This is a genomic window from Inquilinus limosus DSM 16000, assembly GCF_000423185.1.
Lineage (GTDB): Bacteria > Pseudomonadota > Alphaproteobacteria > DSM-16000 > Inquilinaceae > Inquilinus > Inquilinus limosus.
This window is the reverse complement of sequence record NZ_AUHM01000001.1, coordinates 218,129-241,581: the sequence shown is the minus strand read 5'-3', so window position 1 is coordinate 241,581 and position 23,453 is coordinate 218,129. Positions and strand designations below refer to the sequence as shown.

25 protein-coding genes and 1 riboswitch are annotated in these 23,453 nt (G+C 70.0%); of the genes, 14 read left to right on the top strand and 11 right to left on the bottom strand.

What is annotated here, in order from left to right; all coding sequences use genetic code 11:
• Positions 1 to 14 precede the first annotated feature (14 nt).
• A complete protein-coding gene (locus tag G537_RS45575; protein ID WP_425402271.1) occupies positions 15 to 236 on the bottom strand; it encodes a GNAT family N-acetyltransferase in 222 nt (73 codons plus the stop codon).
• On the bottom strand, positions 200 to 475 hold the full coding sequence (locus G537_RS44875; protein ID WP_026868565.1) for a GNAT family protein: 276 nt from the start codon (positions 473 to 475) through the stop codon (positions 200 to 202). The genes G537_RS45575 and G537_RS44875 overlap by 37 nt, the downstream gene beginning before the upstream one ends.
• 38 nt (positions 476 to 513) lie before the next feature.
• Between G537_RS44875 and G537_RS0101205 the strand changes: the two genes are divergently transcribed.
• Positions 514 to 924: a hypothetical protein gene (locus G537_RS0101205; protein ID WP_026868564.1), complete on the top strand. Its 411-nt coding sequence runs from the start codon at positions 514 to 516 to the stop codon at positions 922 to 924.
• Here the strand turns inward: G537_RS0101205 and G537_RS0101200 are convergent.
• Positions 921 to 1,337 (bottom strand): DUF2000 domain-containing protein, encoded by a 417-nt coding sequence (locus G537_RS0101200; protein WP_026868563.1) that lies wholly within the window; start codon positions 1,335 to 1,337, stop codon positions 921 to 923. The two genes, G537_RS0101205 and G537_RS0101200, sit on opposite strands and share 4 nt — an antisense overlap.
• A gap of 128 nt (positions 1,338 to 1,465) precedes the next feature.
• Between G537_RS0101200 and G537_RS0101195 the strand changes: the two genes are divergently transcribed.
• Complete coding sequence (locus G537_RS0101195) at positions 1,466 to 1,939, top strand: Lrp/AsnC family transcriptional regulator (protein WP_026868562.1); 474 nt, start codon at positions 1,466 to 1,468, stop codon at positions 1,937 to 1,939.
• Between the two features lie 22 nt (positions 1,940 to 1,961).
• On the opposite strand, the gene G537_RS0101190 is transcribed toward G537_RS0101195, so the two are convergent.
• The gene (locus tag G537_RS0101190) at positions 1,962 to 2,528 is read right to left on the bottom strand and encodes a helix-turn-helix domain-containing protein (RefSeq protein ID WP_026868561.1); all 567 of its coding nucleotides are present in this window, start codon (positions 2,526 to 2,528) and stop codon (positions 1,962 to 1,964) included.
• Positions 2,529 to 2,612: 84 nt separating this feature from the next.
• Between G537_RS0101190 and G537_RS0101185 the strand changes: the two genes are divergently transcribed.
• Entirely contained in the window at positions 2,613 to 3,161 is a 549-nt protein-coding gene (locus G537_RS0101185; RefSeq protein WP_281171423.1) for a GNAT family N-acetyltransferase, read from the top strand.
• Complete coding sequence (locus G537_RS0101180) at positions 3,161 to 3,610, top strand: DMT family transporter (RefSeq protein ID WP_026868559.1); 450 nt, start codon at positions 3,161 to 3,163, stop codon at positions 3,608 to 3,610. Before G537_RS0101185 ends, G537_RS0101180 begins: the two co-directional genes overlap by 1 nt.
• A gap of 4 nt (positions 3,611 to 3,614) precedes the next feature.
• On the opposite strand, the gene G537_RS0101175 is transcribed toward G537_RS0101180, so the two are convergent.
• Together G537_RS0101175 and G537_RS0101170 are read right to left on the bottom strand one after the other, a co-directional pair.
• Entirely contained in the window at positions 3,615 to 4,184 is a 570-nt protein-coding gene (locus tag G537_RS0101175) for a precorrin-2 dehydrogenase/sirohydrochlorin ferrochelatase family protein (RefSeq protein ID WP_026868558.1), read from the bottom strand.
• Positions 4,184 to 5,893 (bottom strand): NADPH-dependent assimilatory sulfite reductase hemoprotein subunit, encoded by a 1,710-nt coding sequence (locus G537_RS0101170; protein WP_026868557.1) that lies wholly within the window; start codon positions 5,891 to 5,893, stop codon positions 4,184 to 4,186. Before G537_RS0101170 ends, G537_RS0101175 begins: the two co-directional genes overlap by 1 nt.
• A gap of 121 nt (positions 5,894 to 6,014) precedes the next feature.
• On the opposite strand from G537_RS0101170, the gene G537_RS0101165 reads away from it, so the two are divergent.
• Genes G537_RS0101165 through cysC form a run of 3 tightly spaced genes read left to right on the top strand, consistent with a single transcriptional unit; the run spans position 6,015 to position 9,441 of the window.
• Positions 6,015 to 6,746, top strand: coding sequence for a phosphoadenylyl-sulfate reductase (locus G537_RS0101165; protein WP_026868556.1), 732 nt, complete (start codon positions 6,015 to 6,017; stop codon positions 6,744 to 6,746).
• 3 nt (positions 6,747 to 6,749) lie between these two features.
• Positions 6,750 to 7,544: a sulfate adenylyltransferase subunit CysD gene (gene cysD / locus G537_RS0101160; RefSeq protein ID WP_026868555.1), complete on the top strand. Its 795-nt coding sequence runs from the start codon at positions 6,750 to 6,752 to the stop codon at positions 7,542 to 7,544.
• A gap of 13 nt (positions 7,545 to 7,557) precedes the next feature.
• Positions 7,558 to 9,441 carry an adenylyl-sulfate kinase gene (gene cysC / locus G537_RS0101155; protein ID WP_245578854.1) on the top strand — a complete coding sequence of 628 codons (1,884 nt, stop codon included), beginning with the start codon at positions 7,558 to 7,560 and terminating at the stop codon, positions 9,439 to 9,441.
• Positions 9,442 to 9,540: 99 nt separating this feature from the next.
• On the opposite strand, the gene G537_RS0101150 is transcribed toward cysC, so the two are convergent.
• The 3 genes from G537_RS0101150 to murJ form a co-directional block, all read right to left on the bottom strand.
• Positions 9,541 to 9,801, bottom strand: coding sequence for a TfoX/Sxy family protein (locus G537_RS0101150; RefSeq protein WP_026868553.1), 261 nt, complete (start codon positions 9,799 to 9,801; stop codon positions 9,541 to 9,543).
• Positions 9,798 to 10,802, bottom strand: coding sequence for a tryptophan--tRNA ligase (gene trpS / locus G537_RS0101145; RefSeq protein ID WP_026868552.1), 1,005 nt, complete (start codon positions 10,800 to 10,802; stop codon positions 9,798 to 9,800). Before trpS ends, G537_RS0101150 begins: the two co-directional genes overlap by 4 nt.
• A gap of 62 nt (positions 10,803 to 10,864) precedes the next feature.
• Positions 10,865 to 12,400, bottom strand: a complete 1,536-nt coding sequence (gene murJ, locus G537_RS0101140) for a murein biosynthesis integral membrane protein MurJ (protein WP_026868551.1) — start codon at positions 12,398 to 12,400, stop codon at positions 10,865 to 10,867.
• Between the two features lie 453 nt (positions 12,401 to 12,853).
• On the opposite strand from murJ, the gene chvE reads away from it, so the two are divergent.
• From chvE to mmsB, 3 genes are all read left to right on the top strand, one after another.
• A complete protein-coding gene (gene chvE, locus G537_RS0101135; RefSeq protein ID WP_026868550.1) occupies positions 12,854 to 13,915 on the top strand; it encodes a multiple monosaccharide ABC transporter substrate-binding protein in 1,062 nt (353 codons plus the stop codon).
• Positions 13,916 to 14,058: 143 nt separating this feature from the next.
• Positions 14,059 to 15,591, top strand: coding sequence for a multiple monosaccharide ABC transporter ATP-binding protein (gene mmsA / locus G537_RS0101130; protein WP_281171422.1), 1,533 nt, complete (start codon positions 14,059 to 14,061; stop codon positions 15,589 to 15,591).
• Positions 15,588 to 16,811 carry a multiple monosaccharide ABC transporter permease gene (gene mmsB, locus G537_RS0101125; RefSeq protein ID WP_026868548.1) on the top strand — a complete coding sequence of 408 codons (1,224 nt, stop codon included), beginning with the start codon at positions 15,588 to 15,590 and terminating at the stop codon, positions 16,809 to 16,811. The genes mmsA and mmsB overlap by 4 nt, the downstream gene beginning before the upstream one ends.
• 53 nt (positions 16,812 to 16,864) lie before the next feature.
• Here mmsB and thiD read toward each other — a convergent pair whose 3' ends face one another.
• Together thiD and thiE are read right to left on the bottom strand one after the other, a co-directional pair.
• The gene (thiD, locus tag G537_RS0101120) at positions 16,865 to 17,665 is read right to left on the bottom strand and encodes a bifunctional hydroxymethylpyrimidine kinase/phosphomethylpyrimidine kinase (protein ID WP_026868547.1); all 801 of its coding nucleotides are present in this window, start codon (positions 17,663 to 17,665) and stop codon (positions 16,865 to 16,867) included.
• Positions 17,662 to 18,330, bottom strand: a complete 669-nt coding sequence (gene thiE / locus G537_RS0101115; RefSeq protein WP_034850331.1) for a thiamine phosphate synthase — start codon at positions 18,328 to 18,330, stop codon at positions 17,662 to 17,664. The genes thiD and thiE overlap by 4 nt, the downstream gene beginning before the upstream one ends.
• Before the next feature lie 58 nt (positions 18,331 to 18,388).
• A riboswitch (TPP riboswitch) is annotated at positions 18,389 to 18,496 on the bottom strand.
• A gap of 119 nt (positions 18,497 to 18,615) precedes the next feature.
• On the opposite strand from thiE, the gene G537_RS35820 reads away from it, so the two are divergent.
• The 4 genes from G537_RS35820 to G537_RS35810 all read left to right on the top strand — a co-directional run bounded on the left by G537_RS35820 (position 18,616) and on the right by G537_RS35810 (position 23,424).
• Positions 18,616 to 19,077 carry a MarR family winged helix-turn-helix transcriptional regulator gene (locus G537_RS35820; protein WP_034850330.1) on the top strand — a complete coding sequence of 154 codons (462 nt, stop codon included), beginning with the start codon at positions 18,616 to 18,618 and terminating at the stop codon, positions 19,075 to 19,077.
• Between the two features lie 113 nt (positions 19,078 to 19,190).
• Positions 19,191 to 19,517 (top strand): hypothetical protein, encoded by a 327-nt coding sequence (locus tag G537_RS44870; protein WP_245578846.1) that lies wholly within the window; start codon positions 19,191 to 19,193, stop codon positions 19,515 to 19,517.
• A gap of 17 nt (positions 19,518 to 19,534) precedes the next feature.
• On the top strand, positions 19,535 to 20,302 hold the full coding sequence (locus tag G537_RS35815) for an efflux RND transporter periplasmic adaptor subunit (RefSeq protein WP_245578842.1): 768 nt from the start codon (positions 19,535 to 19,537) through the stop codon (positions 20,300 to 20,302).
• Positions 20,299 to 23,424, top strand: coding sequence for an efflux RND transporter permease subunit (locus G537_RS35810; protein ID WP_081688508.1), 3,126 nt, complete (start codon positions 20,299 to 20,301; stop codon positions 23,422 to 23,424). The genes G537_RS35815 and G537_RS35810 overlap by 4 nt, the downstream gene beginning before the upstream one ends.
• The last annotated feature ends 29 nt before the right edge of the window (positions 23,425 to 23,453 follow it).

Genomic DNA, 23,453 nt, shown 5'->3' with positions numbered 1-23,453 from the left:
CGAGGGCCCGCGCCTCAGCGGGCTTGGCCCAAATCCTTGCGCATGGCCGGGGCGGGGGCGAGGTCAGTCATCACCATGCCGACGACCCGGAACCCGCGGCTTTCGTAGAAGGGGCGGGCGCGCTCATGGGCGACGACGTGCAGCGACCGGGCGCCGAGCGCCGTGGCCCGCTGCTCCGCCTCGGCCGCCAGGCAGGCGCCTACGCCCCGGCGCCAGGCGGCGGGGTCGACGAACAGGTCCTCCAGCTCGGCCCGCCATCGTCGCGCGGCAGGACCGTGGCGAAGCCGACGACCCTGCCGTCCAGCTCCGCGACGACGGCCGAGGGCAGGTGCTCCGCCGGAACCTGCCGCGCCTCGGGCAGGGCCTGCAGTTCCTCGACATGTTCGCCCCAGGCCAGCGACGCGCGCAGCTTGAGGGCGCCGAGCGCGTCCCGGTCCTCCGGCCGCGCGGCGCGGATGCGGATTCGGGATGTCATGCGGAGGCTGTATCCTGTTCGGGGCGGGGAGGGGAAGCATGGCGTTCGCGATCAAGGCCGAGATCCGGGACCCGCGGGCGGAGAGCTTCGCCTTCCCCGCGCAGAAGACCATGTATGGCGGCAGGCGCATTGCCGCAGGCGACACGCTCTTCCTGTTCGCCAGCGAGAACGAGGGCGGGCAAGGCCTCGTCGCGCGCGGCATCGTCACCGCCGCCGACGCGGTCGCGAAGACGCCCGGCCTCGCCCGGCAGACGCCGCGCGTGAGCATCACCGTCAGGCGCACCGCGCTGGCGGCGCGGCCGCTGGGGCGGAGAGAGCTCAAGCCCTTCGCCGACTGGAACGACGGCCGGCCCGAGACCGAGCTGAATTTCAAATTCTATCGTCAGGCCACGAACAAGATCATCGGCCTCTCGGACGAGGCGGCGGCGTTCCTCGGCGACTTCTTCTAGCGCAGCAGCTTGAGCGAGCCGGTGAGCGACCGGACCCATTTCGCCGGGCCGGCGACGCCCAGCCCATCGATGTCCTCCTCGCTCAGGTCGCGGTCGGGGAAGGCCGCCTCGTACTCGGCATAGGCGTGCAGCGAGCGGGCGAAGGACGGGAAGGGCACCACCGCCCGCTCTCCCGGCTGCGGCAGCGCCTTCAGCAGCAGCGCCCGGATCGTCGCCGCATCGGCCTGCAGGATCGGGACCGGCCGGTTCGAGCTGATGTCGATGGTGCGGTCGTGGCGGTCGGTCAGCTGCCGTGCCGCCAGGGCCGGCAGCCGGGCGCCCAGGCCGATGGCGATGGCGCCGGCGGTGTTGGCGATCAGCCCGAGCGGCAGATCCGGGTTCACGACGATGGCGAGGCGGAGATCCTGATTCATGGCGGCTTCCACGGCGATGTGTCCGCCGGCAGGATAGCGCCCGGCCGCTGGTCGATCCTGCCTATCATTGCTTCCGGGAAAGCAGTTTCGGTAGGTTCTACCCAGATCTGCGTTCTCCAAGGTAGAACATGCCCAGTCCGCTCGAGCCGGTCGATATCCGGATCCTGGCCGCCCTGCAGGAGGACGGCCGCCTGACCAACCAGGCGCTGTCCGCCGAGGTCGGGCTGTCGACCTCGCCCTGCTGGCGGCGGGTGCGCCAGCTGGAGGAGGGCGGAGTGATCCAGGGCTATACGGCGGTGCTGGACCGGCGGCGGATCGGCCTCGGCGTCCTCGCCTTCATCCGGGTCAAGATCGACAGCCACAGCGAGACGGAATCGGAAGCCTTCGCGGCGGATGTCCGCAAGCTGAAGGAGGTGGTCGCCTGCTACAGCATCGCCGGGGACACGGATTTCCTGCTGCAGGTGGTCTCGCCCGACCTGGACAGCTATGCGGATTTCGCCATGGCGGTGGTGCGTCGCCTGCCCCGGATCAAGGAGATGCAGACGATGTTCGTGCTCAAGGAGATCAAGCCGTTCAGGGGCTTCCCGCTCGGGCCGGCCTGAGGTCCGGGCGGACCCCTCAGGGTCACGGCTGGCGCAGGACCATCACGGCGTAGGTGCAGGGGCGCCCGCCCTCGTTCCGGAAGACGCAGTCGGCGGGCGGACCGAGCTCGAGGCAGTCGCCGGCCTGCATCTCGTGCCGCGCAGTCCCCTCGATGAAGACCAGCGCGCCCTCGAGGACCCAGATCAGCTGGCGCTGGAAGGCGTAGGCCGAGGCCGGCATCGGCACCTCCCGGCCGGCCGGCAGCTCGATGCGCACGAGGTCGAGCGGCAAGTCCGTGCGCGGCGAGACGTGCCGGCGCACATAGCCGGTCTGCGGGTCGGTCCAGACCGGCTGGTCGGCCCGCCGCGACAGCCGTCCCTGCTGCATCTCGGCCCGCGCCATCAGCGTCGACATGCTGAGGCCGAAGGCGCCGGAGAGCTTGCCCAGCAGATGGGCCGTCGGGCTGCTCTCGCCCCGCTCCACCTTGAAGATCATGGCGCGGGAGACGGAGGCGCGCGCGGCCAGGTCGGAGAGGGACCAGCCGCGGCTCTCCCGCTCGATGCGGAGGCGGGCGCCGATGCGCCGATCAATGCCATCGGAGCTCACCATGCGTACTACTATAGTGGATCATACGAGGCGTGCGTATCACTAAAGTGCACGGCTCCGCGAAGCGCGATATCAACGAGTGGTTCGATGCAACGACACGCGGGCGAGGCGGGAATGCGCATTCGCGGCGCCGAGGCCGGGGACATCGCCGACATCCTTGAGATCTACAACGACGCCGTGCTGTACACGACCGCGATCTGGAACGAGACCGTGGTCGATGCGGCGAACCGCGCCGCCTGGATGGCGGAGCGCCGGCGCCTCGGCTATCCGGTGCTGGTGGCGGTCGACGATGACAGCCGGGTGGCGGGCTACGCCTCCTTCGGCGACTGGCGCGCCTGGGACGGCTACCGCCACACCGTCGAGCATTCGGTCTATGTCCACCGGGACCGGCGCGGCGGCGGGGTCGGCCGGGCCCTGATGCTGGAGCTCATCCTCCGGGCCAAGGCCCTCGGCAAGCATGTCATGGTCGCCGGCATCGACGCGGCGAACACCGGTTCCATCCGGCTGCACGAGAAGCTCGGCTTCGAGCATGCCGGGCTGCTGAAGGAGGTGGGAACCAAGTTCGGCCGATGGCTCGATCTCGCCTTCCTGCAGTTGCGGCTCGACGGGCGCACCGATCCGGACGGCTGTGCCTGATGGGCGCCGCCTCCACCATCGTCCTGCTGATATCGGCGGGCATCTGCCTGGTGCTGCAGAACCTGCTGATGGTCCGGATCACGCTGTCGGCTTCGACCGTGCTGATCGCGCTGGTGATCAACTCCGCCGTCGGGCTGACGGTGCTGCTCGGTCTGCTGCTGCTCCGCAACGGCCCGGGCGGCCTCGTCGAGGCGGCCGCGGTCCTGCGCCCCTGGGCCCTGCTGCCGGGGCTGCTCGGCTCCTTCTTCGTCTTCGCCGGGATCCTCGGCTATCAGCGGCTGGGCGCCGCCCCGACCATCGCCATCCTGGTGGCAAGCCAGCTGGTGGCCGGGCTGGCGGCGGACCAGCTGAAGCCCGGCGCCCAGGCCCTCTCGGCGCAGGGGCTGCCGATCCTCGGGGCGATCCTGCTGGTGGTCGGGGCCTTCCTGATCGCCCGGCGGGGCGTCTGAGCGCTCAGGCTCCCGGCCGGCCCAACCAGCCTTCGCGGTCGATCACCGCGTCGACGGCGCGGGTGATCTCGTCCGGGCCCTTGCCCTGGGCGCGGAGCTCGGAGCGCAGGAGGCCGAGCCGGGCCAGGCGGGCGCCCCAGTCGCGATGGATCAGCCGCTCGGCCGCCATCCGCAGCCGGGCGGCCAGGCGCGGGCTGTGCCCGCCGGTCGAGATCGCGACGACGAGGTCGCCGCGGCGCACGATCGCCGGCAGGTGGAAGTCGCACAAAGCCGTCCGGTCCTCGACATTGACCAGGAGGCCGAGGCGCCGGGCGAGGAGGGCGAGGTCGGCGGCGCGGCCCTCGTCCAGATCGGCCACCAGCAGCAGGCGGTGGGTGCCGAGGTCGGAAGCGGTCGGGAGCCGGCGCCGCAGCCGGTCGCCGGCGGCGAGGACCAGGTCGGGCGAGGGATCGTCCGCGAAGACCGTGACGCTGAAGCCGCCCTCGTCCAGCTGGGCCAGGCGGCGGACCGCCTTGTCACCCAGGCCGACCAGGGCGACCGGCACCGCCTCCGGGCACAGGGAGATCGGCAGCATCAGGCGGCCTCGGCGGTGGAGATGAGGGCGGTCAGCCGCTCCAGCCCCTGGCGGTGGCAGTAGTCGCCGAAGCCCTCGCCGGGCAGCCGCTCCTGGGCGAAGGCGGCGAAGATCGGCTCCAGCGTCGAGGCGATCGCCGCCTCCGGCACCTTCTCGGCCAGCTTGGTGTTCAGCCGCGTGCCCTCGAAATCGCCGCCGACGAACAGGGCGAAGGTGCCCGGGGTGCGGCCGACGATGCCGATGTCGCCGGCATAGGGCCGGGCGCAGCCGTTCGGGCAGCCGGTCATGCGGATGCTGATCCGCTCCTCGATCAGCCCGTGCCGGCGCAGCACCGCCTCGAAGGCGTCGACCACCGGCTCGCGGATCCGCTCGGCCTCGGACAGCGCCAGGCCGCAGGTCGGCAGGGCGGGGCAGGCCAGGGCCCAGCGCCGCACCTGGGTCAGGTCCTCGGCGAAGACCACGCCATGGCTGCGCAGATGCGCCGTGATCTCGTCGCGCTCGCCCGGCGCGATGTCGGCGATCAGGATGTCCTGCTGCGGCGTCAGCACCGCCGGCTTGGCCCAGTTCTCGAACAGGGTGCGCAGCGCGGTGCGCAGCCGCACGGCCGGCCCGTCCTGGATCCGGCCGCTGGCCACCGGCAGGCCCAGCCAGAAGCGGCCGTCGCCCTGCTCGTGCCAGCCGAGATGGTCGGGCACCCGGAACGGGGCGTGCGGCAGCGGGTCGGCCAGGACCCGGCCGAACTGGCGCTCCAGTTCCTTGCGGGTCCAGTCGAGGCCCATGTCGTCCAGCACGTATTTCAGCCGGGCGCGCTTGCGGTCGGCGCGGTTGCCGTGGTCGCGGTACAGGCGGATCACCGCCTCGGCGCCCTGCAGCAGCTCGCCCGGGCCGACCGAGGCGATCGGCGAGCCCATGCGGGCATAGGTGCCGGGCTTGGTGTGGGTCAGGCCGTGGCCGCCGCCGAGATTGAGGTTGTAGCCGACCAGGTGGTCGCCCTCGAACACGGCGAGGATGCCGAGATCGTGGGTCAGGATGTCGACCGTGTTGTCCTCGGGCGCCGCCAGGCCGATCTTGAACTTCCGCGGCAGGTAGGTGGCGCCGTACAGCGGTTCGTCGACCGATTCGGGTGGAGTCTGGTTCTCCTCGTCGAGGAAGATTTCGTAATAGGCCCGGCTCTTCGGCAGCAGCCGCGTCGACAGGAAACGGGCGTCGGCCTCCAGCCGCGCATGCACCGCGTCGCGGATCGGCGCCGGGGTGGTCATGACGTTGCGCACCACGTCGCCGCAGGCGGACATGGTGGTCAGCATCGAATGGTTGATGTCGGCGATCGTCGCCTTCAGATTTCCCTTCAATACGCCGTGGAATTGGATTCCCTGGCGGGTGGTAATCCGCAGCGATCCATTGGAGTACCGGTCGGCAATGGCGTCGAGGGCGAGATATTGCTCGGCCGTGATCCGCCCGCCCGGGATGCGGGCGCGGACCATGAACTGGTATTCCTTCTCCAGCCCCTGCTTCTTGCGCGCGGTCGCGGTGTCGCGGTCGTACTGCTCATAACTGCCGTGGAATTTCAGCAGGTTATAGCTTTCCTCGGTGACCGAGATGCCGGGCGCGGCCAGGTCGGCGGCGATGCCGCCGCGCAGGAATCGGCTCTGTTCCTTCACGCCTTCGACGGCGGAAAGCTTCGGCGGGGCGGCGGGGAGGTCGGCGGACATCGGCGGCGTTCATATCCACAATTGTGTGTTGACAATAGCTCCCGGATTCACACACAGTCAATCAGCAAATGTGCTCTATTTTACAGCAAAATTGGAGCAGTTTGCCGACCATGAGTGCCCGATGCCCCTCTCCGCTGCTGTCTTTCAGGAGCTGATCGCCGCCGAATTCGACGGGCTAGAGGGGCATGCCCTGATCGAACGGGCGCTGGCGGATCCGCGGCTCGGGCCGGTCGCCCTGGTCTCTTCCTTCGGCGCCGAATCGGCGGTGCTGCTGGCCCTGGTGGCCGAGGTCGCGCCGGCCACGCCGGTGATCTTCCTCGACACGCTCCGCCATTTCGGCGAGACTCTGCGTTACCGCGACAAGCTGGTCGCGCAGCTCGGGCTGGAGGATGTGCGCTCGGTCAGGCCTGACCCCGCTGAAATCGCCAAACGAGATCCCGACCTGCTGCTGTTCCAGCGCGACCCGGACGCCTGCTGCGCCCTGCGCAAGGTCGAGCCGCTGGAGCGCGCGCTGGCCGGGTTCGGCGGCTGGATCACCGGCCGCAAGCGCTTCCAGGCCGCCACCCGCGCGGTGCTGCCGGCGGTCGAATGGGCGGCCGCGGAGGGCCGCTTCAAGATCAATCCGCTGGCCGGCTGGTCGCCCGACCGGATCGCGGCGGAGTTCGACTCCCGCGGGCTGCCGCATCACCCGCTGGAGGCCGACGGCTTCCTGTCGATCGGCTGCATGCCCTGTACCGAGCGGGTCGCGCCCGGCGCCGACCCGCGCTCCGGCCGCTGGTCTGGCCAGGCCAAGACCGAATGCGGTATCCATCGCTCCGCCGATCCCGCCACCTCCCCGGTCACCTTCCTGTAGACAATGAATCACCTCGACGAACTCGAAGCGGAGAGCATCACGATTCTCCGCGAAGCCTTTGCCCGTATCGATCGGCTGGCGCTGCTCTGGTCCATCGGCAAGGATTCGACCCTGATCCTGTGGCTGCTGCGCAAGGCGTTCTTCGGCCACGTCCCGTTCCCGCTGATCCAGCTCGACACCCATATGGAGCTGCCGGAGGTGTACGAGTTCCGCGACCGCCTAGTGCGCGAGTGGAACCTCCCGCTGATCATCGAAGACTGCCCGCCGGAGGAGCTGATGGACCAGACGCTGGCGCCCGGCGGCCGGGCGGCGGCGCGCAAGACCGAGGGGCTGAAGGCGGTGATCCAGCGCGAGGGCTTCGAGGGCATCATCGTCGGCATCCGCCGCGACGAGCAGGGCACGCGGGCGAAGGAGCGGGTGTTCAGCCCGCGCAGCTTCGAGGGCGCCTGGGACGTCACCGACCAGCCGGCCGAGTTCTGGGGCCAGTACAAGACCAGGTTCGAGCCCGGCACCCATGTCCGGGTCCACCCGATACTGAAATGGACCGAGATCGACGTCTGGCGCTACACCCAGCGCGAGGGCATCCCGATCGTGCCGCTGTACCTGGCCAAGGACGGGCTGCGCTACCGTTCGCTGGGCGAGAAGAACATCACCCTGCCGGTGGCCAGCGAGGCGGATTCGATCGAGGCGATCATCGCCGAGCTCGAGACCACCAAGGTGTCCGAACGCGCCGGCCGCATCATCGACAACGAGACCGAGGACGGTTTCGAGCGCCTCCGCAGCGCGGGGTACATGTGAGATGGACGGGATCGTGACCCTGCATCCGGCGCTGGCCGCCGCCCGCACCCTGCGCGTCGTCATCGCCGGCCATGTCGACCACGGCAAATCGACCCTGATCGGCCGCCTGCTGCACGACACCGGCGCGCTCGGCCCCGAACGCGTCACCGCGGTCGAGGCGATGAGCAAGAAGCGAGGCATGCCGTTCGAATGGTCGTTCCTGATCGACGCGCTGCAGTCCGAGCGCGACCAGGGCATCACCATCGACACGGCCGAGGTGCAGTTCCGCACCGCGCGCCGGCGCTACGTGCTGATCGACGCGCCGGGCCATGCCGAGTTCCTCAAGAACATGGTCTCCGGCGCCGCCGGGGCCGATGCGGCGCTGCTGCTGGTCGACGCCCGTGAGGGCACGCTGGAGCAGTCGCGCCGCCACGCGCTGATCCTCGGCCTGCTCGGCATCACCCAGGTGGTGCTGGCGATCAACAAGATGGATCTGGTCGATTACGACCAGACTCGCTTCCAGGCCGTGACCGACGAGATCTCGGCCTATCTGAACAGCGTCGGCATCACCCCGAAGGTGGTGGTGCCGGTGGCCGCCCGGCACGGCGAGAACATCGTCTCCCGCTCGGCCCTGATGCCCTGGCACCAGGGGCCGTCGCTGGTCGAGGCGCTGGACGGGCTGGAAGCGGCCCCGGCGCCGGTCGACCAGCCGCTGCGCCTGCCGGTGCAGGACGTCTACAAGTTCGACGAGCGGCGCATCGTCGCGGGCCGGATCGAGAGCGGCGCGCTCGCGGTCGGCCAGACGCTGCGCTTCGCGCCTTCGGGCAAGGTGGCGCGCATCGCCTCGATCGAGAGCTGGCCGGCGGCGGAGATCACCGGCGCCCGGGCCGGCCAGGCGGTTGGGCTGACGCTCGACCCGCCGGTCTTCGTCGAGCGCGGCCAGATCGCGACCCTGGTCGAGGAGGCGCCCGAGACCGCGGCCCGGCTGAAGCTGCGCCTGTTCTGGCTGGCGCGCGAGCCGCTGCGCCCCGGCGCCCGGCTGACGCTGCGCCTGGCCACCGCCGAGCACACGGTGACGGTGGAGCGCATCGGCCATGTGGTCGAGGTGCACACGCTGGAGACCCGGACCGCGGAGCTGGTGCGGCGCAACGAGACGGCGGAGATCGAGGTGGTCGGCCGCACCGCCATCGCCTTCGACCGCCATGCCGAGCTGCCGGCGACCGGCCGCGGCGTGCTGGTCGACGGCTACGACGTGGTCGGCGGCGTCACCATCCTCGACGCCACGTCGGACAGCCGCCTCCTGTTCCCGACCGAGCGGCGGGTCGACGCCGCGGCCCGGCGCCTGGCCAACGGCCATGCCGGCGGCGTGGTCTGGCTGACCGGCCTGTCCGGCGCCGGCAAGTCGACCCTGGCGACGGCGCTGGAATCCCGCCTGTTCGCCCGCGGCTGGCACGCGACGGTGCTGGACGGCGATTCGCTGCGCACCGGCCTCGGCCGCGACCTCGGCTTCTCGGCCGAGGACCGGGCCGAGAACGTCCGCCGCGCGGCCGAGGTGGCGCGGCTGTTCGCCGAGGCCGGGCTGATCGCGATCGTGGCGCTGATCTCGCCCGAGCGCTGGCACCGGGCGCTGGCCGGCGACGTGATCGGCGACGGCTTCCGCGAGGTGTTCGTGAAGGCCGACCTGGCGATCTGCGAGCAGCGCGACCCCAAGGGCCTCTACGCCAAGGCGCGCCGCGGCGAGATCCAGAGCTTCACGGGGGTCTCGGCCCCTTACGAGGAGCCGGAAACGCCAGACCTGACGATCGACACCGGGGTCCTGTCACGGGAAGCCGCGATCGACCTGCTCGAGTCCTTCGCCATCACCAGCTTCGCCGGCTCGGCCAAGCGGGCGGGGGAAGACGAGGATCCGTCGATCTGAGCAGGCAGTCTGCGTAGGTTGGGTTGAGCATCGCTCAACCCAACAGGAATGTTGGGTTCGCCTTGGCGAACCCGCCCTACGGGCCCCAGCTCAACGCCCTCACTCCACCCCGGCGTCGCGGCGCAGCAGGGCGCGCAGCTCCTGGGGCAGCGAGGCCCAGTGCTGGTTGGTCAGGGCGCCGTGCAGGGCGTAGAGCGCGTTGACCGTGATCACGTCGGGCTGTGCCGCCTTCAGCCGCTGCCAGGCCGCGACCGGGCCGACCGCGCGCAGCTCCGCCTCGGTGGTGATGCCGACGGCGGCCAGCCATTCCGCCGTCTTGGGGCCGAGATTGGGCAGGTCGGCGATCGGGCGCTCCCTCACGGCCGCAGCAGCCCCATGATGTCCTGCACCTCGGCCAGCACCGGCGCGGCCAGCGCGGTCGCCTTCTCGCCGCCCCGGCGCAGCACCGCGTCGACATGGCCGGGATCGGCCATCAGCCGGCGCATCTCGCCGCCGATCGGCGCCAGGACCGAGACCGCGATGTCGGTCAGGGCGCCCTTGAAGGCCGAGAACGGAGCGCCGCCGAACTCGGCCAGCACCGCGTCCATGCTCTTGCCGGCCAGGGCGGCATAGATGTTGACCAGGTTCTCCGCCTCGGGGCGCGAGGCCAGGCCGGCCGGTTCGGTCGGCAGCGGCTCCGGGTCGGTCTTGGCCTTGCGGAACTTCAGCGCGATCGTGTCCGCGTCGTCGGTCATGTTGATGCGGCTGTAGTCGGAGCTGTCCGACTTGCTCATCTTCTTGGTGCCGTCGCGCAGGCTCATCACCCGGGTGGCCGTGCCCAGGATCTGCGGCTCGGGCAGCGGGAAGAACTCGACCCCGTAGCGCTGGTTGAAGGACTGGGCGATGTCGCGGGTCAGCTCCAGATGCTGCTTCTGGTCCTCGCCCACCGGCACATGCGTCGCCTTGTAGAGCAGGATGTCCGCCGCCATCAGCACGGGATAGGCCAGGAGGCCGTGCATCGCCGTGTCCTGCTGCTTGCCGGCCTTGTCCTTGAACTGGGTCATGCGGCGCAGCCAGCCCAGCGGCGTGACGCAGGAGAACAGCCAGGCCAGCTCGCTGTGGCCGGGCACCTGGCTCTGCGCAAACAGGATGCTGCGCTCCGGGTCGATGCCGACGGCCAGGAGCGTCGCGGTCAGCTCGCGGATATGAGCGCGCAGCTCGTCTGGCACCTGCGGCACCGTCAGCGCGTGCAGGTCGACGACGCAGTAGATGGTCTCGAACTCCGCCCCGTCCTGCAGCGCCACCCAGTTCCGCACCGCGCCGAGATAGTTGCCGAGGTGCATGTTGTGGGTGGGCTGGATGCCCGAGAAGATGCGCTTCATGTCCGCCGGTGCCGCAGAGGGGTGGGGGAGGCTCGGTTTATGGCCGGGCCCATGCCGCCGGGTCAACCCGGCAGATGCCCGCGGCCGCGGAACCGGGCCAGTTCGCCGCGATCGACGGCGCCGAGCAGCAGGCAGAGGACGGCGTAGAGCAGCGCCCCGCCGGCGATCAGCAGCGCCAGAGTCGCGCCGCCGATCGGGCCGAGCCCCTGCCGGGCCAGCAGCAGCCCGGCGGCCATGCCCAGCGCCGCCAGCAGGATCCGGCCGCCGCGCCGGCGCAACCCGGCATCCGCCGGCAGGGCGCCGCGGCGGCGCAGCGACCAGGCCAGCAGGCCGGCATTGGCCCAGGCCGAGACGGCGGTGGCGAGGGCGATGCCGACATGCCCCAGCGGCCGCATCAGCAGGACGGCGCCGGCCACCGCCAGGACCGTGGCGACCAGCGCGGTGCGCATCGGCGTCGCCGTGTCCTGCCGGGCGAAGCACAGGGTCGAGAACACCCGGATCAGGATGTAGGCCGGGATGCCGGCGGCGTAGGCGGCGACCGCGCCGGCCACGGCCGCGGTCTCGTGCGGCCCGAAGGCGCCGCGCTCGAACAGCACCTGAATGATCGGCTGGGCCAGCAGGATCAGCCCGGCCGCGGCCGGCAGACCCAGCAGCAGCGCGATCTCGATCGCCCGGCTCTGGGTCGCCGCCGCCGCCTCGGTCCGGCCCTCGACCAGGAGGCGGGTGAGGGTGGGTAGAAGTGCGGTGCCGAGCGCGATGCCGACGATGCCGAGCGGCAGCTGGGTCAGCCGGTCGGCGTAGTACAGGGCGCTGACCGCGCCGGCCGGCAGGAAGCTGGCGATCAGCGTGTTCAGCACCATCTGGATCTGGATGATGCCGGTGCCGATCGCGCCCGGCCCCATCAGCACCACCAGGCGCCTCAGCCGCGGCCCGATCCGTGGCCGCATCAGGCGGATCGACAGCCCGTGGCGGCGGCAGGCCAACGCCAGCCAGAGCAGCTGGACGATGCCCGACAGGGCGACGCCGATCGCCAGGGCGCGGCCGGGCGACCCGGCCAGGCGCGGGCCGAACAGAAGGGCCGTGATCAGCACCAGGTTGAACAGGATCGGCGCCGCGGCGAAGGGGGCCAGCCTTTCATGAGCGTTCAGCACCCCGCCCAGCAGGGCTGCGACCGACATCAGCATGAGGTAGGGGAAGGCCAGGCGGGCATAGTCCAGGGCCAGGGCTCCGCGGACCGGATCGTCGACGAAGCCGGGCGCGATCACCGCCAGGATGCCGGGCATGGCCAGGAGGGCCAGCAGGGTCAGGGGGATCAGCACCGTCAGCATCGCCGCCAGCACCTCGCCGGCGAAGGCCAGCGCCGCCTTGCTCCCGCGCTCGCCCCGTTCGGCCGCGTATTGCGGCACGAAGGTGACCATGAAGGCGCCGTCGGCGAACAGGCGACGGGCCAGGTTCGGCAGCTTGATCGCGATCACGAAGGCGTCGGCCATCGGCCCCGCGCCCAGCAGAGAGGCGGTCAGGATATCGCGGGCGAATCCGGCGATCCGGCTGACGGCCGTCAACCCTCCGACCGTCGCCATGCCGCGCAGCAGGGACATGGGCCCTGCTTTAGCCGCGTTTTGCGGCCGCGCAAAGGCCGCCGAGGGCCGCGATTCCGGCGGCGCTTGACAGCGCGGCGGGTCGGCGAGAGATTACGCCAAATTGTATGAGGATTGGATCGGCAGGGCCGACCCCAAGCAGCACAAGCGCTTCGCAGTCGCGATCAGAGGGAGGAGCACATGGATTTCATCACATCGCAGAGGCGGCACGCTTGATCCACCGGCGGCTGGCTGTCCGGCGTTCCGGGAGGAGCGTGCGCGGAGGCTCGCCCGCCGATCGGCGGTCCGCGGGATCGCCGTCATCGCATTCACAGGGGTTCGTGACCGCGGACCACCCGGCTGGAAGGGGCGGGATCGCTGCGGCATCATGAGCGGCCATGCGGCAACAGCGCGGCGGGATCATGCCGGTTCGGCCAGCCCGGGCGCACAACAGAACGTCAGAGGGAGAAAACGGTGAAGCTGATCACATCCGTCACGGCGCTGGCGCTGGGGCTGTCCGCCTTCGCGCTGTCCGCACAGGCTGCCGAGAAGGGTCTCGTCGGCGTTTCGATGCCGACCAAGACGTCGGCGCGCTGGATCGCCGACGGCGACAACATGGTCAAGTCGCTGCAGGCCAAGGGCTACGAGGCCGACCTGCAATATGCCGGCGACGACATCCCGACCCAGCTGTCGCAGATCGAGAACATGGTCACCAAGGGCGCCAAGGTGCTGGTGATCGCCTCGATCGACGGCACCACTCTGTCCTCGGTGCTGCAGCAGGCGCATGACGCGGGGATCAAGGTCATCGCCTATGACCGCCTGATCCGCGACACGCCGAATGTCGACTACTACACCACCTTCGACAACTTCCAGGTCGGGGTGCTGCAGGCGACCTCGCTGGTCGATGCGCTCGGCGTCAAGGACGGCAAGGGCCCGTTCAACATCGAGCTGTTCGGCGGCTCGCCGGACGACAACAACGCCTTCTTCTTCTACGACGGCGCGATGTCGGTGCTGCAGCCGCTGATCGACGCCGGCAAGCTGAAGGTGCCGAGCGGCCAGTTCGGCATGGACAAGGTCGGCATCCTGCGCTGGGACGCGGCGACGGCCCAGGCGCGCATGGACAACCTGCTGTCCGCCTATTACGGCGACAAGAAGGTCGATGCCGTGCTGTCGCCCTATGACGGCCTGTCGATGGGCATCATCGCCTCGCTGAAGGCGGTGGGCTACGGCTCGGGCGACCGGCCGCTGCCCTATGTCTCGGGTCAGGACGCCGAGGTTCCGTCGGTCAAGTCGATCCTCGCCGGCGAGCAGTACTCGACCGTGTTCAAGGACACCCGCGACCTCGCCAAGGTCACGGTCGACATGATCGACGCCCTGATGGCCGGCAAGGAGCCCCAGGTCAACGACACCAAGACCTACAACAACGGGGTCAAGGTGGTGCCGTCCTACCTGCTGACGCCGGTTCCGGTGACCAAGGACAACGTCCAGAAGACCTTGGTCGACAGCGGCTACTACACCGCCGACCAACTGAAGTAATCTGACCGTGCCGCAGGGCCCCGCGTCCCCGGGCGCGGGGCCCTGCCCTTGCGTCTGCCGCGGCCAGGCGGCAGGCCGGCGGCGCCCGAGGTGAGCGGAGCCCTATGGATACAGTTACCCCTGCGATCGATACGATCCTGGAGATGCGAGGGATCACCAAGACGTTCCCGGGCGTGAAGGCGCTCAGCAACGTCAACCTCGCGGTCAAGCGCGGCGAGATCCACGCCGTGGTCGGTGAGAACGGCGCCGGCAAGTCGACGCTGATGAAGGTCCTGTCCGGCGTCTACCCCCACGGCTCCTACGAGGGCGAGATCCGGTTCGAGGGGAAGGAGCGGCAGTTCCGCTCGATCTCGGACAGCGAGGAAGCCGGGATCATCATCATCCATCAGGAGCTGGCGCTGGTGCCGCTCCTGTCGATCGCCGAGAACCTGTTCCTCGGCAACGAGGTGGCGAACCGCGGCATCATCGACTGGAACGAGACGCTGGTCCGGGCCCGGGCGCTGCTGGCCAAGGTCGGGCTGAAGGAGAACCCGGCGACGCTGGTCACCAATATCGGCGTCGGCAAGCAGCAGCTGGTCGAGATCGCCAAGGCGCTGTCGAAGGAGGTGAAGCTCCTGATCCTCGACGAGCCGACGGCCAGCCTGAACGAGAGCGACAGCGACGCGCTGCTGGAGCTGCTGCTGGACTTCAAGCGCCAGGGCATCTCCTCGATCCTGATCTCGCACAAGCTGAACGAGATCACCAAGGTCGCGGATTCGATCACCATCCTGCGCGACGGGTCGACGATCGAGACGCTGGACGCCCGGGGCGGCGAGGTCAACGAGGACCGGATCATCAAAGGCATGGTCGGCCGCGACCTGACCGACCGCTATCCCGAGCGCGAGCCGAAGCTGGGCGAGACCCTGTTCGCGGTGAAGGGCTGGAGCGTCTACCATCCGCTGCATTCCGACCGGCAGGCGATCAAGGGCATCGACCTGCATGTCCGGGCCGGCGAGGTGGTGGGCATCGCCGGGCTGATGGGGGCGGGGCGGACCGAGTTCGCCATGAGCGTGTTCGGCCGGTCCTGGGGCCAGAAGATCACCGGCACCGCCATGATGCGGGGCCAGCCGGTCGACCTCGCCACGGTGCCGAAGGCGATCGCCGCCGGCCTCGCCTATGTCACCGAGGACCGCAAGCAGCTGGGGCTGGTGCTGGGGGACTCGATCCAGCACAACATCCCGCTGGCCCATCTTCCCGGCGTGGCGCGCCGCGGCATCATCGACGAGATGCGCGAGCTCGGCGTCGCCGTCGACTACCGGCGCAAGCTGAACATCCGCTCCTCCGGCGTGCAGCAGCAGACGGTCAACCTGTCGGGCGGCAACCAGCAGAAGGTGGTGCTGAGCAAGTGGCTGTTCGCGGGGCCCGAGGTGCTGATCCTCGACGAGCCGACCCGCGGCATCGATGTCGGCGCCAAATACGAGATCTACACGATCATCAACCAGCTGGTCGCCGCCGGGAAGGGCGTCATCATGATCTCGTCCGAGATGCCCGAGCTGCTGGGCATGTCCGACCGGATCTACGTCATGAACGAGGGCCGCATCGTCGCCGAGATGCCGGCCCAGGAAGCATCTCAGGAAAACATCATGCGGGCGATCATGCGATCGAGAGAGACTGGCCCCCGGGAGGCGCGGCAATGACCACCGAAACGACCGCCCTGCAGACACGCGCGAACCAGCGGATCGGCGAGTTCCTCAAGAACAACATCCGCGAATACGCGATGCTGCTGTCGCTCGTCGCGATCATGATCATCTTCCAGATCGCGACCGACGGCCGGCTGTTCACCCCGCTGAATCTGAGCAACCTGATCCAGCAGAACGCCTACGTCATCGTGCTGGCGCTGGGCATGCTGCTGGTCATCGTCAGCGGCCATATCGACCTGTCGGTCGGGTCGGTCGCGGGCTTCGTCGGCGCGGTCGGCGGCGCCCTGATGGTGTGGCAGGGCGTCAATCCCTGGCTCGCGACCGTCGCCTGCCTGGCGCTGGGCGCGGTGATCGGGTCGGCCCAGGGTTATTTCATCGCCTACCGCAAGATCCCGTCCTTCATCGTCACCCTGGCCGGGATGCTGGCCTTCCGCGGCCTGTGCCTGATGGTCCTGGCCGGCGAGCGGGCCGGGCCGGTGCCGAGCGACTTCCAGAAGATGTCCTCGGGCTTCATCGCCGAGCTGTTCGGGTCGATGCCGGAGCTGTTCTCCGGCACCGGCAAGGTCTGGATCACCACGCTGCTGATCAGCCTGGCCGTGCCGGCCGTGCTGGTGTGGTTCAACATCCGCAACCGGCGCAACGAGATCCAGCACGGGGTGGAGCAGGAGCCGCTGCTGTTCTTCGTGATCAAGAACGTGGCGACCTTCGCCGCCCTCGCCGGGCTCGGCTATCTGCTGGCCACCTATAACGGGCTGCCCAACATCCTGATCCTGATGGGGGTGCTGGTCGTCCTCTACGCCTTCGTCACCACCCGCACCACGCTCGGCCGCCGCATCTACGCGGTCGGCGGCAACGAGAAGGCGGCCAAGCTGTCCGGCATCAACACCGAGAGGCTGGTCTTCCTGACCTTCGTCAACATGGGCGTGCTGGCGGCGCTGGCCGGGCTGATCACCACGGCGCGCCTGACCTCGGCGACGCCGCAGGCCGGCAACCAGTACGAGCTCGACGCCATCGCCGCCTGCTTCATCGGCGGCGCCTCGGCCTCGGGCGGCGTCGGCAAGATCACCGGCGTGGTGATCGGCGCCTTCATCATGGGCGTGATGAACAACGGCATGTCGATCCTCGGCCTCGGCATCGACCTGCAGATGGTGATCAAGGGCCTGGTCCTGCTCGCCGCCGTCGCCTTCGACGTCTACAACAAGAACAAGGTCGGCTGAGCGGCCGCGAACCGACCCGCAGAAGGGCGCCGGCTTCCGGCGCCCTTTTTTTGTCAGCCCCACCAGCGGTGGAAATGGTGCAGCGGCCCGTGGCCGCCGCCCACCGACAGCCGGTCGGCCGCGGCCAGCGCCCCGGTCAGGTAGGCCTTCGCCTCGCGCACCGCCGTCTCCAGGTCCGGCCGCTGCGGCAGCAGGGCCGCGATGGCCGAGGACAGGGTGCAGCCGGTGCCGTGGGTGTTGCGGGTGGCGATCCGCGGCGCCGACAGGGTGACGGCGCCGTCTGCGGTCAGCAGCAGGTCGGGGCTCTCGGCATCGGCCAGATGGCCGCCCTTCAGCAGCACCGCGCGCGGGCCGAGCGCCAGCAGCCCGGCCGCGATCTCCGCCATCTCGGCCCGGCTTCCGGCCTCGGGGCGGCCCAGCAGGTCGGCGGCTTCCGGCAGGTTCGGGGTGATCACCGTGGCCAGCGGCAGCAGCTCCTCGCGCAGCGCCGCCACGGCGTCGCGGTCGAGCAGCCGGTCGCCGCTCTTCGCCACCATCACCGGGTCGACCACCACCCGGGTCAGCCCGTGCCGGCGCAGCGCGTCGGCCACCGTGCGCACGATCTCGGCGGTCGCCAGCATGCCGATCTTGACCGCGTCGATCCGGACATCGGCCAGCAGGCAGTCGATCTGCCGGGCGACGAAGGACGGCGGCACCAGCTCCACCGCCTGCACCCCGCGCGTGTTCTGGGCGACGAGGGCGGTGATCACCGCGCAGCCATAGGTGCCGAGGGCGGCGAAGGTCTTGAGGTCCGCCTGGATGCCGGCGCCGGCGGACGGGTCGGTGCCGGCGATGGTGAGGATGTTCGGGATCATCGTGTCCGTCCTTCCGCCACCGCCGCGGCGATGGACCGGGCCGCTTCCTCCGGGTCGGGCGCGGCGCAGATGGCGGAGACCACGGCGACGCCGTTGGCCCCGGCCGCGATCACGTCGGCGGCCCGCCCGGCATCGATGCCGCCGATGCCGACCGCGGGCAGCGGCACCAGCCGGCGCAGCGCCCGGAACCCGTCGACGCCGATCGCCGGCCGCGCCCCGGCCTTGGTCGTGGTGGCGAAGACCGGGCCGATGCCGGCGTAGTCGGCCACGGCGGGGTCGACCGCCCGCGCCTCGGCCGCGTCGTGCACGGTGACGCCGACGATGCGGTCGGGGCCCAGCAGGCGCCGCGCCGTCGCCGCCGGCATGTCGCGGTCGCCGAGATGGACGCCGTCGGCCCCGGCCGCCAGGGCGACATCGACCCGGTCGTTGACGATCAGCGGGATGCCGTGCGGCGCCAGCACCGCCTGCAGCGCCCCGGCCGCGGCGATCAGCGCCCGGGTGGTGGCGTCGGGGTCGCGCAGCTGCACCAGGGTGACGCCGCCCCGCGCCGCCGCCGCGGCCACTTCGGCGACGCCGCGCGGGCCGCTCAGCCGCGTGTCGGTGACGAGATAGACCGACAGGTCGAAGCGCCGCCCCGGTCTCGTTGCCTCAACAGCCGCACCCATTCCGCTCCTCCTCCGGCGAAGGGCGGTCGGCGATCGATCCCGAGGGACCGGGCCCTGATCGGGCATCGCGTGACGGCTCCCTTCGCTGGCATGACCCAGATCAGGTTCGACGGGTATGATCTCAGCCCCCGCGGACCAACCTTGGCGGGCACCCCGTGTCACTTCCGCGCCGAGGCTGGCAGGGCCGGGGGCCGGGTGTCAAGCGCAGCGGGAAGCTGCGGCAGGCCAAATCTCGACCGCTCGTGCCCCTTGACAATAGGTTCATATACACCTATTTAAGCCGGCATGACACCCTCGCAGGCTCTCGACGACGAAACCGCCGACCTCATCGCCCGCACCTGCCTGTGCCAGCGCATCCAGCGGGCGGGGCGGATCATCGGTCGTCGTTTCGACGAAGCGTTCCGGTCGCTCGGGATCAACAACTGGCAGTTCTCCGTCCTCATCGCGCTCAAGCATCTTCGGTCCCCGACCATCAGCGAATTGGCGGAGACGCTCGGGATGGACCGCACGACCCTGACCAAGAACTTGAAGCCGCTGTCCCGGCGTGAGCTCCTGCGCGTATCCACCGACGAGCACGATGCGCGGGCGCGGCGCATCTCCCTGACGGAGGCCGGCGAGGAGATCCTCGCCGGCGCCAAGGAAGGTTGGCATCAGGCTCAGCGGGCGGTCACTGCGGGCATCGCGCCGGAAGAGCTCGCGCAGCTGACCTCCTCGCTGGAGCGTTTTCAGGTCGTGGGCAGGGGCTGAACGATGGGCCCGCGACTCGAAGGTTTGGCATATACGTGCATATCCACTGATCTGCGGACCTGCACCCGATCCGGCCTCCCGGGGCGCCCGCCCCAATCTTCGGAAGCTCGCTCATGAAAAAGACGCACCTTCTGCTCTTCGTGGCTCTCCCGCTGCTGGCCGCAGGTGCGGTGAGCTTCCTCGTGGTCTCCGGAGCGGCCGAGGAGCGGAGGGCGCAGGACGATCCGCGCAGCGCTCCGCCGGTCGTCGCGATCGCCGAGGCCAAGACGCTCGGGCATGTCGAGCGCGCGTTCACCGGCTCGATATCGGCGCGGGTGCAGAGCAATCTCGGCTTCCGCGTGCCCGGCAAGATCGTCGAACGCCTGGTCAATGTCGGCGAGCGCGTCGTCGCCGGCCAACCCCTCATGCGGATCGACGAGAATGATCTTCGCCTGCCCTGACGGCCAAGCAGAACGCGGTGGCCGCCGCCCGTGCGGTCGCGGTGCAGGCCCGCGCGGACGACAGGAGATACGCCGATCTCGTTGCGAAGGGATGGGCGACGAAGCAGCGCCATGAGCAGGCCCGGGCGGCGCTGGACTCCGCCGAGGCGCAGCTCGCCGCCGCCGAAGCCGAGGCCAGGGTCGCGCAGAACGAGGCGGAATATTCCACCCTCGAGGCCGACGCCGATGGCATCGTCGTCGAAACACTCGGGGAGCCCGGCCAGGTCGTCTCGGCCGGGCAGGTGGTGGTGAGGCTCGCCCATGCCGGACCGCGCGAGGCCACCGTCGCTCTTCCCGAGGCGGTCCGGCCGACCATCGGCTCGCGGGCGGAGGCGAGCGTCTACGGTCCCGACCCGCGGCGCTGGCCCGCTCGCCTGCGGCAATTGTCGGATTCGGCCGACCCGCAGACCCGGACCTACGAAGCGCGCTACGTGCTGGATGGCGATGCGGCGTCGGCGCCGCTGGGCGCGACGGTGACGCTGTGGATCGCGGATGCCGATGCCGCCGAGGCTGTCGAGGTCCCGATCGGCGCCATTCTGGACGACGGCCGCAAGACCGGCGTCTGGGTCGTCGACCAGGCCACGTCCACGGTCGGCTTCAGGCCGGTGACGATACGCCGGCTCGGCGAGGAGACCGCGATCGTGTCGGGCCTCGAGCCTGGCGAGCGGATCGCGGCCCTAGGGGCCCACCTCCTTCATGAGGGCGAGACCGTTCGCACTCTTGTCGTAAAGGCGGATACGCCATGAGCTTCAATCTCTCGGCGCTCGCCGTCCGCGAGCGCTCGGTGACTCTGTTCTTCATCATCGCGATCGCGATCGCCGGCGCCTTCGCCTTCCTCAACCTCGGCCGCGCCGAGGATCCCGCCTTCACCGTGAAGACGCTGACCGTCACCACCGCCTGGCCGGGTGCGACGGCGCAGGAGATGCAGGACCTCGTCGCCGAGCCGCTCGAGAAGCGTCTCCAGGAGCTGCAATGGTACGACCGGGTCGAGACCATGACGCGGCCCGGTCTCGCCTTCATGACGCTCACCCTGAAGGACAGCACCCCGCCGGCCGAGGTGCAGGAGCAGTTCTACCAGGCCCGCAAGAAGCTGGGCGACGAAGCCCGGAACCTGCCCGCCGGGGCCATGGGCCCGTTCGTCAACGACGAGTATTCGGACGTCAGCTTCGCGCTGTACGCGCTGAAGGCCAAAGGCATGCCGATGCGCGCGCTGGTCCGGCAGGCCGAGGCGATCCGCCAGCAGCTCCTCCATGTGCCCGGCGTCAAGAAGATCAACATTCTCGGCGAGCGGCCGGAACGGATCTTCGTCGAGTTTTCCTATGCCAAGCTGGTCACGCTCGGCGTCTCGGCGCAGGACATCTTCGCCGCGCTCCAGCGGCAGAACGCGGTGACGCCGGCAGGTTCGATCGACACCGAGGGGCCGCAGGTCTTCATCCGTCTCGACGGCGCCTATGACGACCTTCAGAAGATCGCCGACACGCCGATCGCCGCCGGCGGCCGCACGCTCAAGCTCTCCGACATCGCCGATGTCCGGCGCGGATACGAGGACCCGGCGACCTTCATCATCCGCCATCAGGGCGAGCCGGCCTTGATGCTGTCCGTGGTGATGCAGGACGGCTGGAACGGCCTCGACCTCGGCCGTGCGCTGGAGGCGGAGACGGCGAAGATCGCCGGCGCCCTGCCGCTCGGACTCAGCCTGACCAAGGTCACCGACCAGGCCGTGAACATCACGGAGGCCGTCGACGAGTTCATGCTGAAGTTCTTCATGGCGCTCGGGGTCGTGCTGCTGGTCAGCCTGCTCAGCCTCGGCTGGCGGGTCGGCATCGTGGTCGCGGCCGCGGTTCCCCTCACCCTCGCGGTCGTCTTCCTGATCATGCTGGAGACCGGCCGGTTCTTCGACCGCATCACGCTCGGCGCCCTGATCCTAGCGCTCGGGCTGCTGGTCGACGACGCCATCATCGCCATCGAGGTGATGGTGGTGAAGATGGAAGAGGGCATGGGCCGGATGGCGGCGGCAGCCTATGCCTGGAGCCACACGGCGGCGCCGATGCTGTCGGGAACGCTGGTGACGGTGGTCGGGCTCATGCCGGTCGGCTTCGCGCGCTCGACCGCCGGCGAATATACCGGCAACATCTTCTGGATCGTGGGCTTCGCCCTGATCGCCTCCTGGGTCGTGGCCGTCGCCTTCACGCCCTATCTCGGCGTGAAGCTGCTGCCCGAGATCAAGCCAGTCGAAGGCGGGCACCACGCCATCTACGATACGCCGAACTACCGTCGCCTGCGCCGGGTCATCGCCTTCGCCGTGCGCCACAAGTTCCTCACCTGCGGCGCGGTGGGCGTGGTCTTCGCGCTCTCCGTCATCGGCATGGGCGCGGTGAAGCAGCAGTTCTTCCCGACCTCCGACCGTCCCGAGGTGCTGGTCGAGGTGCGCATGCCGGAGGGCACGAGCATCGAGGCGACGGAGAGGACGGTCGAGACGGTCGAGCGCTGGCTGGCGGACCAGCCGGAGGCGCAGATCGTCACGAGCTATGTCGGCCAGGGTGCGCCGCGCTTCTTCCTGGCCATGTCCCCGGAATTGCCCGACCCCGCCTTCGCCAAGATCGTCATCCTGACACCCGACGCGGAGGCTCGCGAAGCCCTGAAGCGCCGGCTGCGCACGGCCGTGGCCGAAGGACTCGCGCCCGAAGCCTATCTGCGCATCACCCAGCTGGTGTTCGGCCCCTATACGCCGTTCCCGGTCGAGTTCCGGATCATGGGGCCGGATGCCGACGAGCTGCGCCGGATCTCCGAGCAGGCCCTCGCCATCATGCGGGGCGTCCCCGACGTGCAGCAGGCCAATCGCGACTGGGGCCATCGCGCGCCGACCCTGCGCTATGTCCTCGACCAGGACCGGCTGCGCCTCATCGGCCTGTCGCCGGCGGAAGCGGCGCAGCAGCTGCAGTTCCTGCTCACCGGCGTCGCGGTCACGCAGGTTCGCGAGGACATCCGCACCGTCGACGTGGTGGCCCGCAGCGCCGGCGGAGAGCGGCTCGATCCCGCCCGCCTCACCGACTTCTCGCTCACCAGCCGCGACGGGCGCCTGATCCCGCTCGACCAGATCGGCCATGCCGAGGTGCGCATGGAAGAGCCGATCATGAAGCGGCGCGACCGCACCCCCACCATCGCCGTCCGCTCCGACATCGGCGAGGCCGCCCAGCCGCCCGAAGTCTCGATGCGCGTCCTGCAGGCCCTGCAGCCGCTGATCGCTTCGCTGCCGGACGGCTACCGCATCGAGATGGGCGGCTCGATCGAGGAGGCGGGCAAGGCGAATGCCGCGCTCGCCGCCGTGTTCCCGATCATGATCGCCCTGATGCTGGTCTTCATCATGCTGCAGGTCCGCTCCTTCTCGGCGACTGCCATGGTGATGCTGACCGCCCCGCTCGGCCTCGTCGGCGCCGTGCCGATCCTGCTCGCCTTCAACCAGCCCTTCGGCTTCAACGCCATTCTGGGGCTGATCGGCCTTGCCGGCATCCTGATGCGCAACACGCTGATCCTGATCGGGCAGATCAAGGAGAACAGGGATGCCGGGCTCGACGACTACCACGCCGTGGTCGAGGCGACCGTGCAGCGCGCCCGGCCCGTCATCCTGACAGCGCTCGCCGCCGTGCTGGCCTTCGTCCCGCTCACCCATTCGGTGTTCTGGGGGTCCATGGCCTACACGCTGATCGGCGGAACGGCCATCGGCACCGTGCTCATCCTGCTCTTCCTGCCGGCGCTCTACGCCACATGGTTCCGCGTGAAGCCGGCGGCTGCCGTCTCGCCGGAAGCGGGAGGCGGCCTCGATCACGGACACCGGGAGGCGATGCCTGCTCCGGCCGGCGCCGAGTGAGGGAAGCGAACGCCGCGGCCACCGCAGTC

What these genes read in the sequence shown, in the direction of transcription:
- thiD (WP_026868547.1), bottom strand. Translation starts at nt 17,665, where the DNA reads ATGATCCCGAACATCCTCACCATCGCCGGCACCGACCCGTCCGCCGGC.
- G537_RS0101185 (WP_281171423.1), top strand. Translation starts at nt 2,613, where the DNA reads ATGCAACGACACGCGGGCGAGGCGGGAATGCGCATTCGCGGCGCCGAG.
- G537_RS0101180 (WP_026868559.1), top strand. Translation starts at nt 3,161, where the DNA reads ATGGGCGCCGCCTCCACCATCGTCCTGCTGATATCGGCGGGCATCTGC.
- G537_RS0101175 (WP_026868558.1), bottom strand. Translation starts at nt 4,184, where the DNA reads ATGCTGCCGATCTCCCTGTGCCCGGAGGCGGTGCCGGTCGCCCTGGTC.
- murJ (WP_026868551.1), bottom strand. Translation starts at nt 12,400, where the DNA reads ATGTCCCTGCTGCGCGGCATGGCGACGGTCGGAGGGTTGACGGCCGTC.
- mmsA (WP_281171422.1), top strand. Translation starts at nt 14,059, where the DNA reads ATGCGAGGGATCACCAAGACGTTCCCGGGCGTGAAGGCGCTCAGCAAC.
- G537_RS0101170 (WP_026868557.1), bottom strand. Translation starts at nt 5,893, where the DNA reads ATGTCCGCCGACCTCCCCGCCGCCCCGCCGAAGCTTTCCGCCGTCGAA.
- G537_RS44870 (WP_245578846.1), top strand. Translation starts at nt 19,191, where the DNA reads ATGAAAAAGACGCACCTTCTGCTCTTCGTGGCTCTCCCGCTGCTGGCC.
- G537_RS0101190 (WP_026868561.1), bottom strand. Translation starts at nt 2,528, where the DNA reads ATGGTGAGCTCCGATGGCATTGATCGGCGCATCGGCGCCCGCCTCCGC.
- G537_RS0101195 (WP_026868562.1), top strand. Translation starts at nt 1,466, where the DNA reads ATGCCCAGTCCGCTCGAGCCGGTCGATATCCGGATCCTGGCCGCCCTG.
- G537_RS0101165 (WP_026868556.1), top strand. Translation starts at nt 6,015, where the DNA reads ATGCCCCTCTCCGCTGCTGTCTTTCAGGAGCTGATCGCCGCCGAATTC.
- thiE (WP_034850331.1), bottom strand. Translation starts at nt 18,330, where the DNA reads ATGGGTGCGGCTGTTGAGGCAACGAGACCGGGGCGGCGCTTCGACCTG.
- G537_RS44875 (WP_026868565.1), bottom strand. Translation starts at nt 475, where the DNA reads ATGACATCCCGAATCCGCATCCGCGCCGCGCGGCCGGAGGACCGGGAC.
- mmsB (WP_026868548.1), top strand. Translation starts at nt 15,588, where the DNA reads ATGACCACCGAAACGACCGCCCTGCAGACACGCGCGAACCAGCGGATC.
- cysD (WP_026868555.1), top strand. Translation starts at nt 6,750, where the DNA reads ATGAATCACCTCGACGAACTCGAAGCGGAGAGCATCACGATTCTCCGC.
- G537_RS35820 (WP_034850330.1), top strand. Translation starts at nt 18,616, where the DNA reads ATGACACCCTCGCAGGCTCTCGACGACGAAACCGCCGACCTCATCGCC.
- G537_RS35810 (WP_081688508.1), top strand. Translation starts at nt 20,299, where the DNA reads ATGAGCTTCAATCTCTCGGCGCTCGCCGTCCGCGAGCGCTCGGTGACT.
- G537_RS0101200 (WP_026868563.1), bottom strand. Translation starts at nt 1,337, where the DNA reads ATGAATCAGGATCTCCGCCTCGCCATCGTCGTGAACCCGGATCTGCCG.
- G537_RS0101205 (WP_026868564.1), top strand. Translation starts at nt 514, where the DNA reads ATGGCGTTCGCGATCAAGGCCGAGATCCGGGACCCGCGGGCGGAGAGC.
- trpS (WP_026868552.1), bottom strand. Translation starts at nt 10,802, where the DNA reads ATGAAGCGCATCTTCTCGGGCATCCAGCCCACCCACAACATGCACCTC.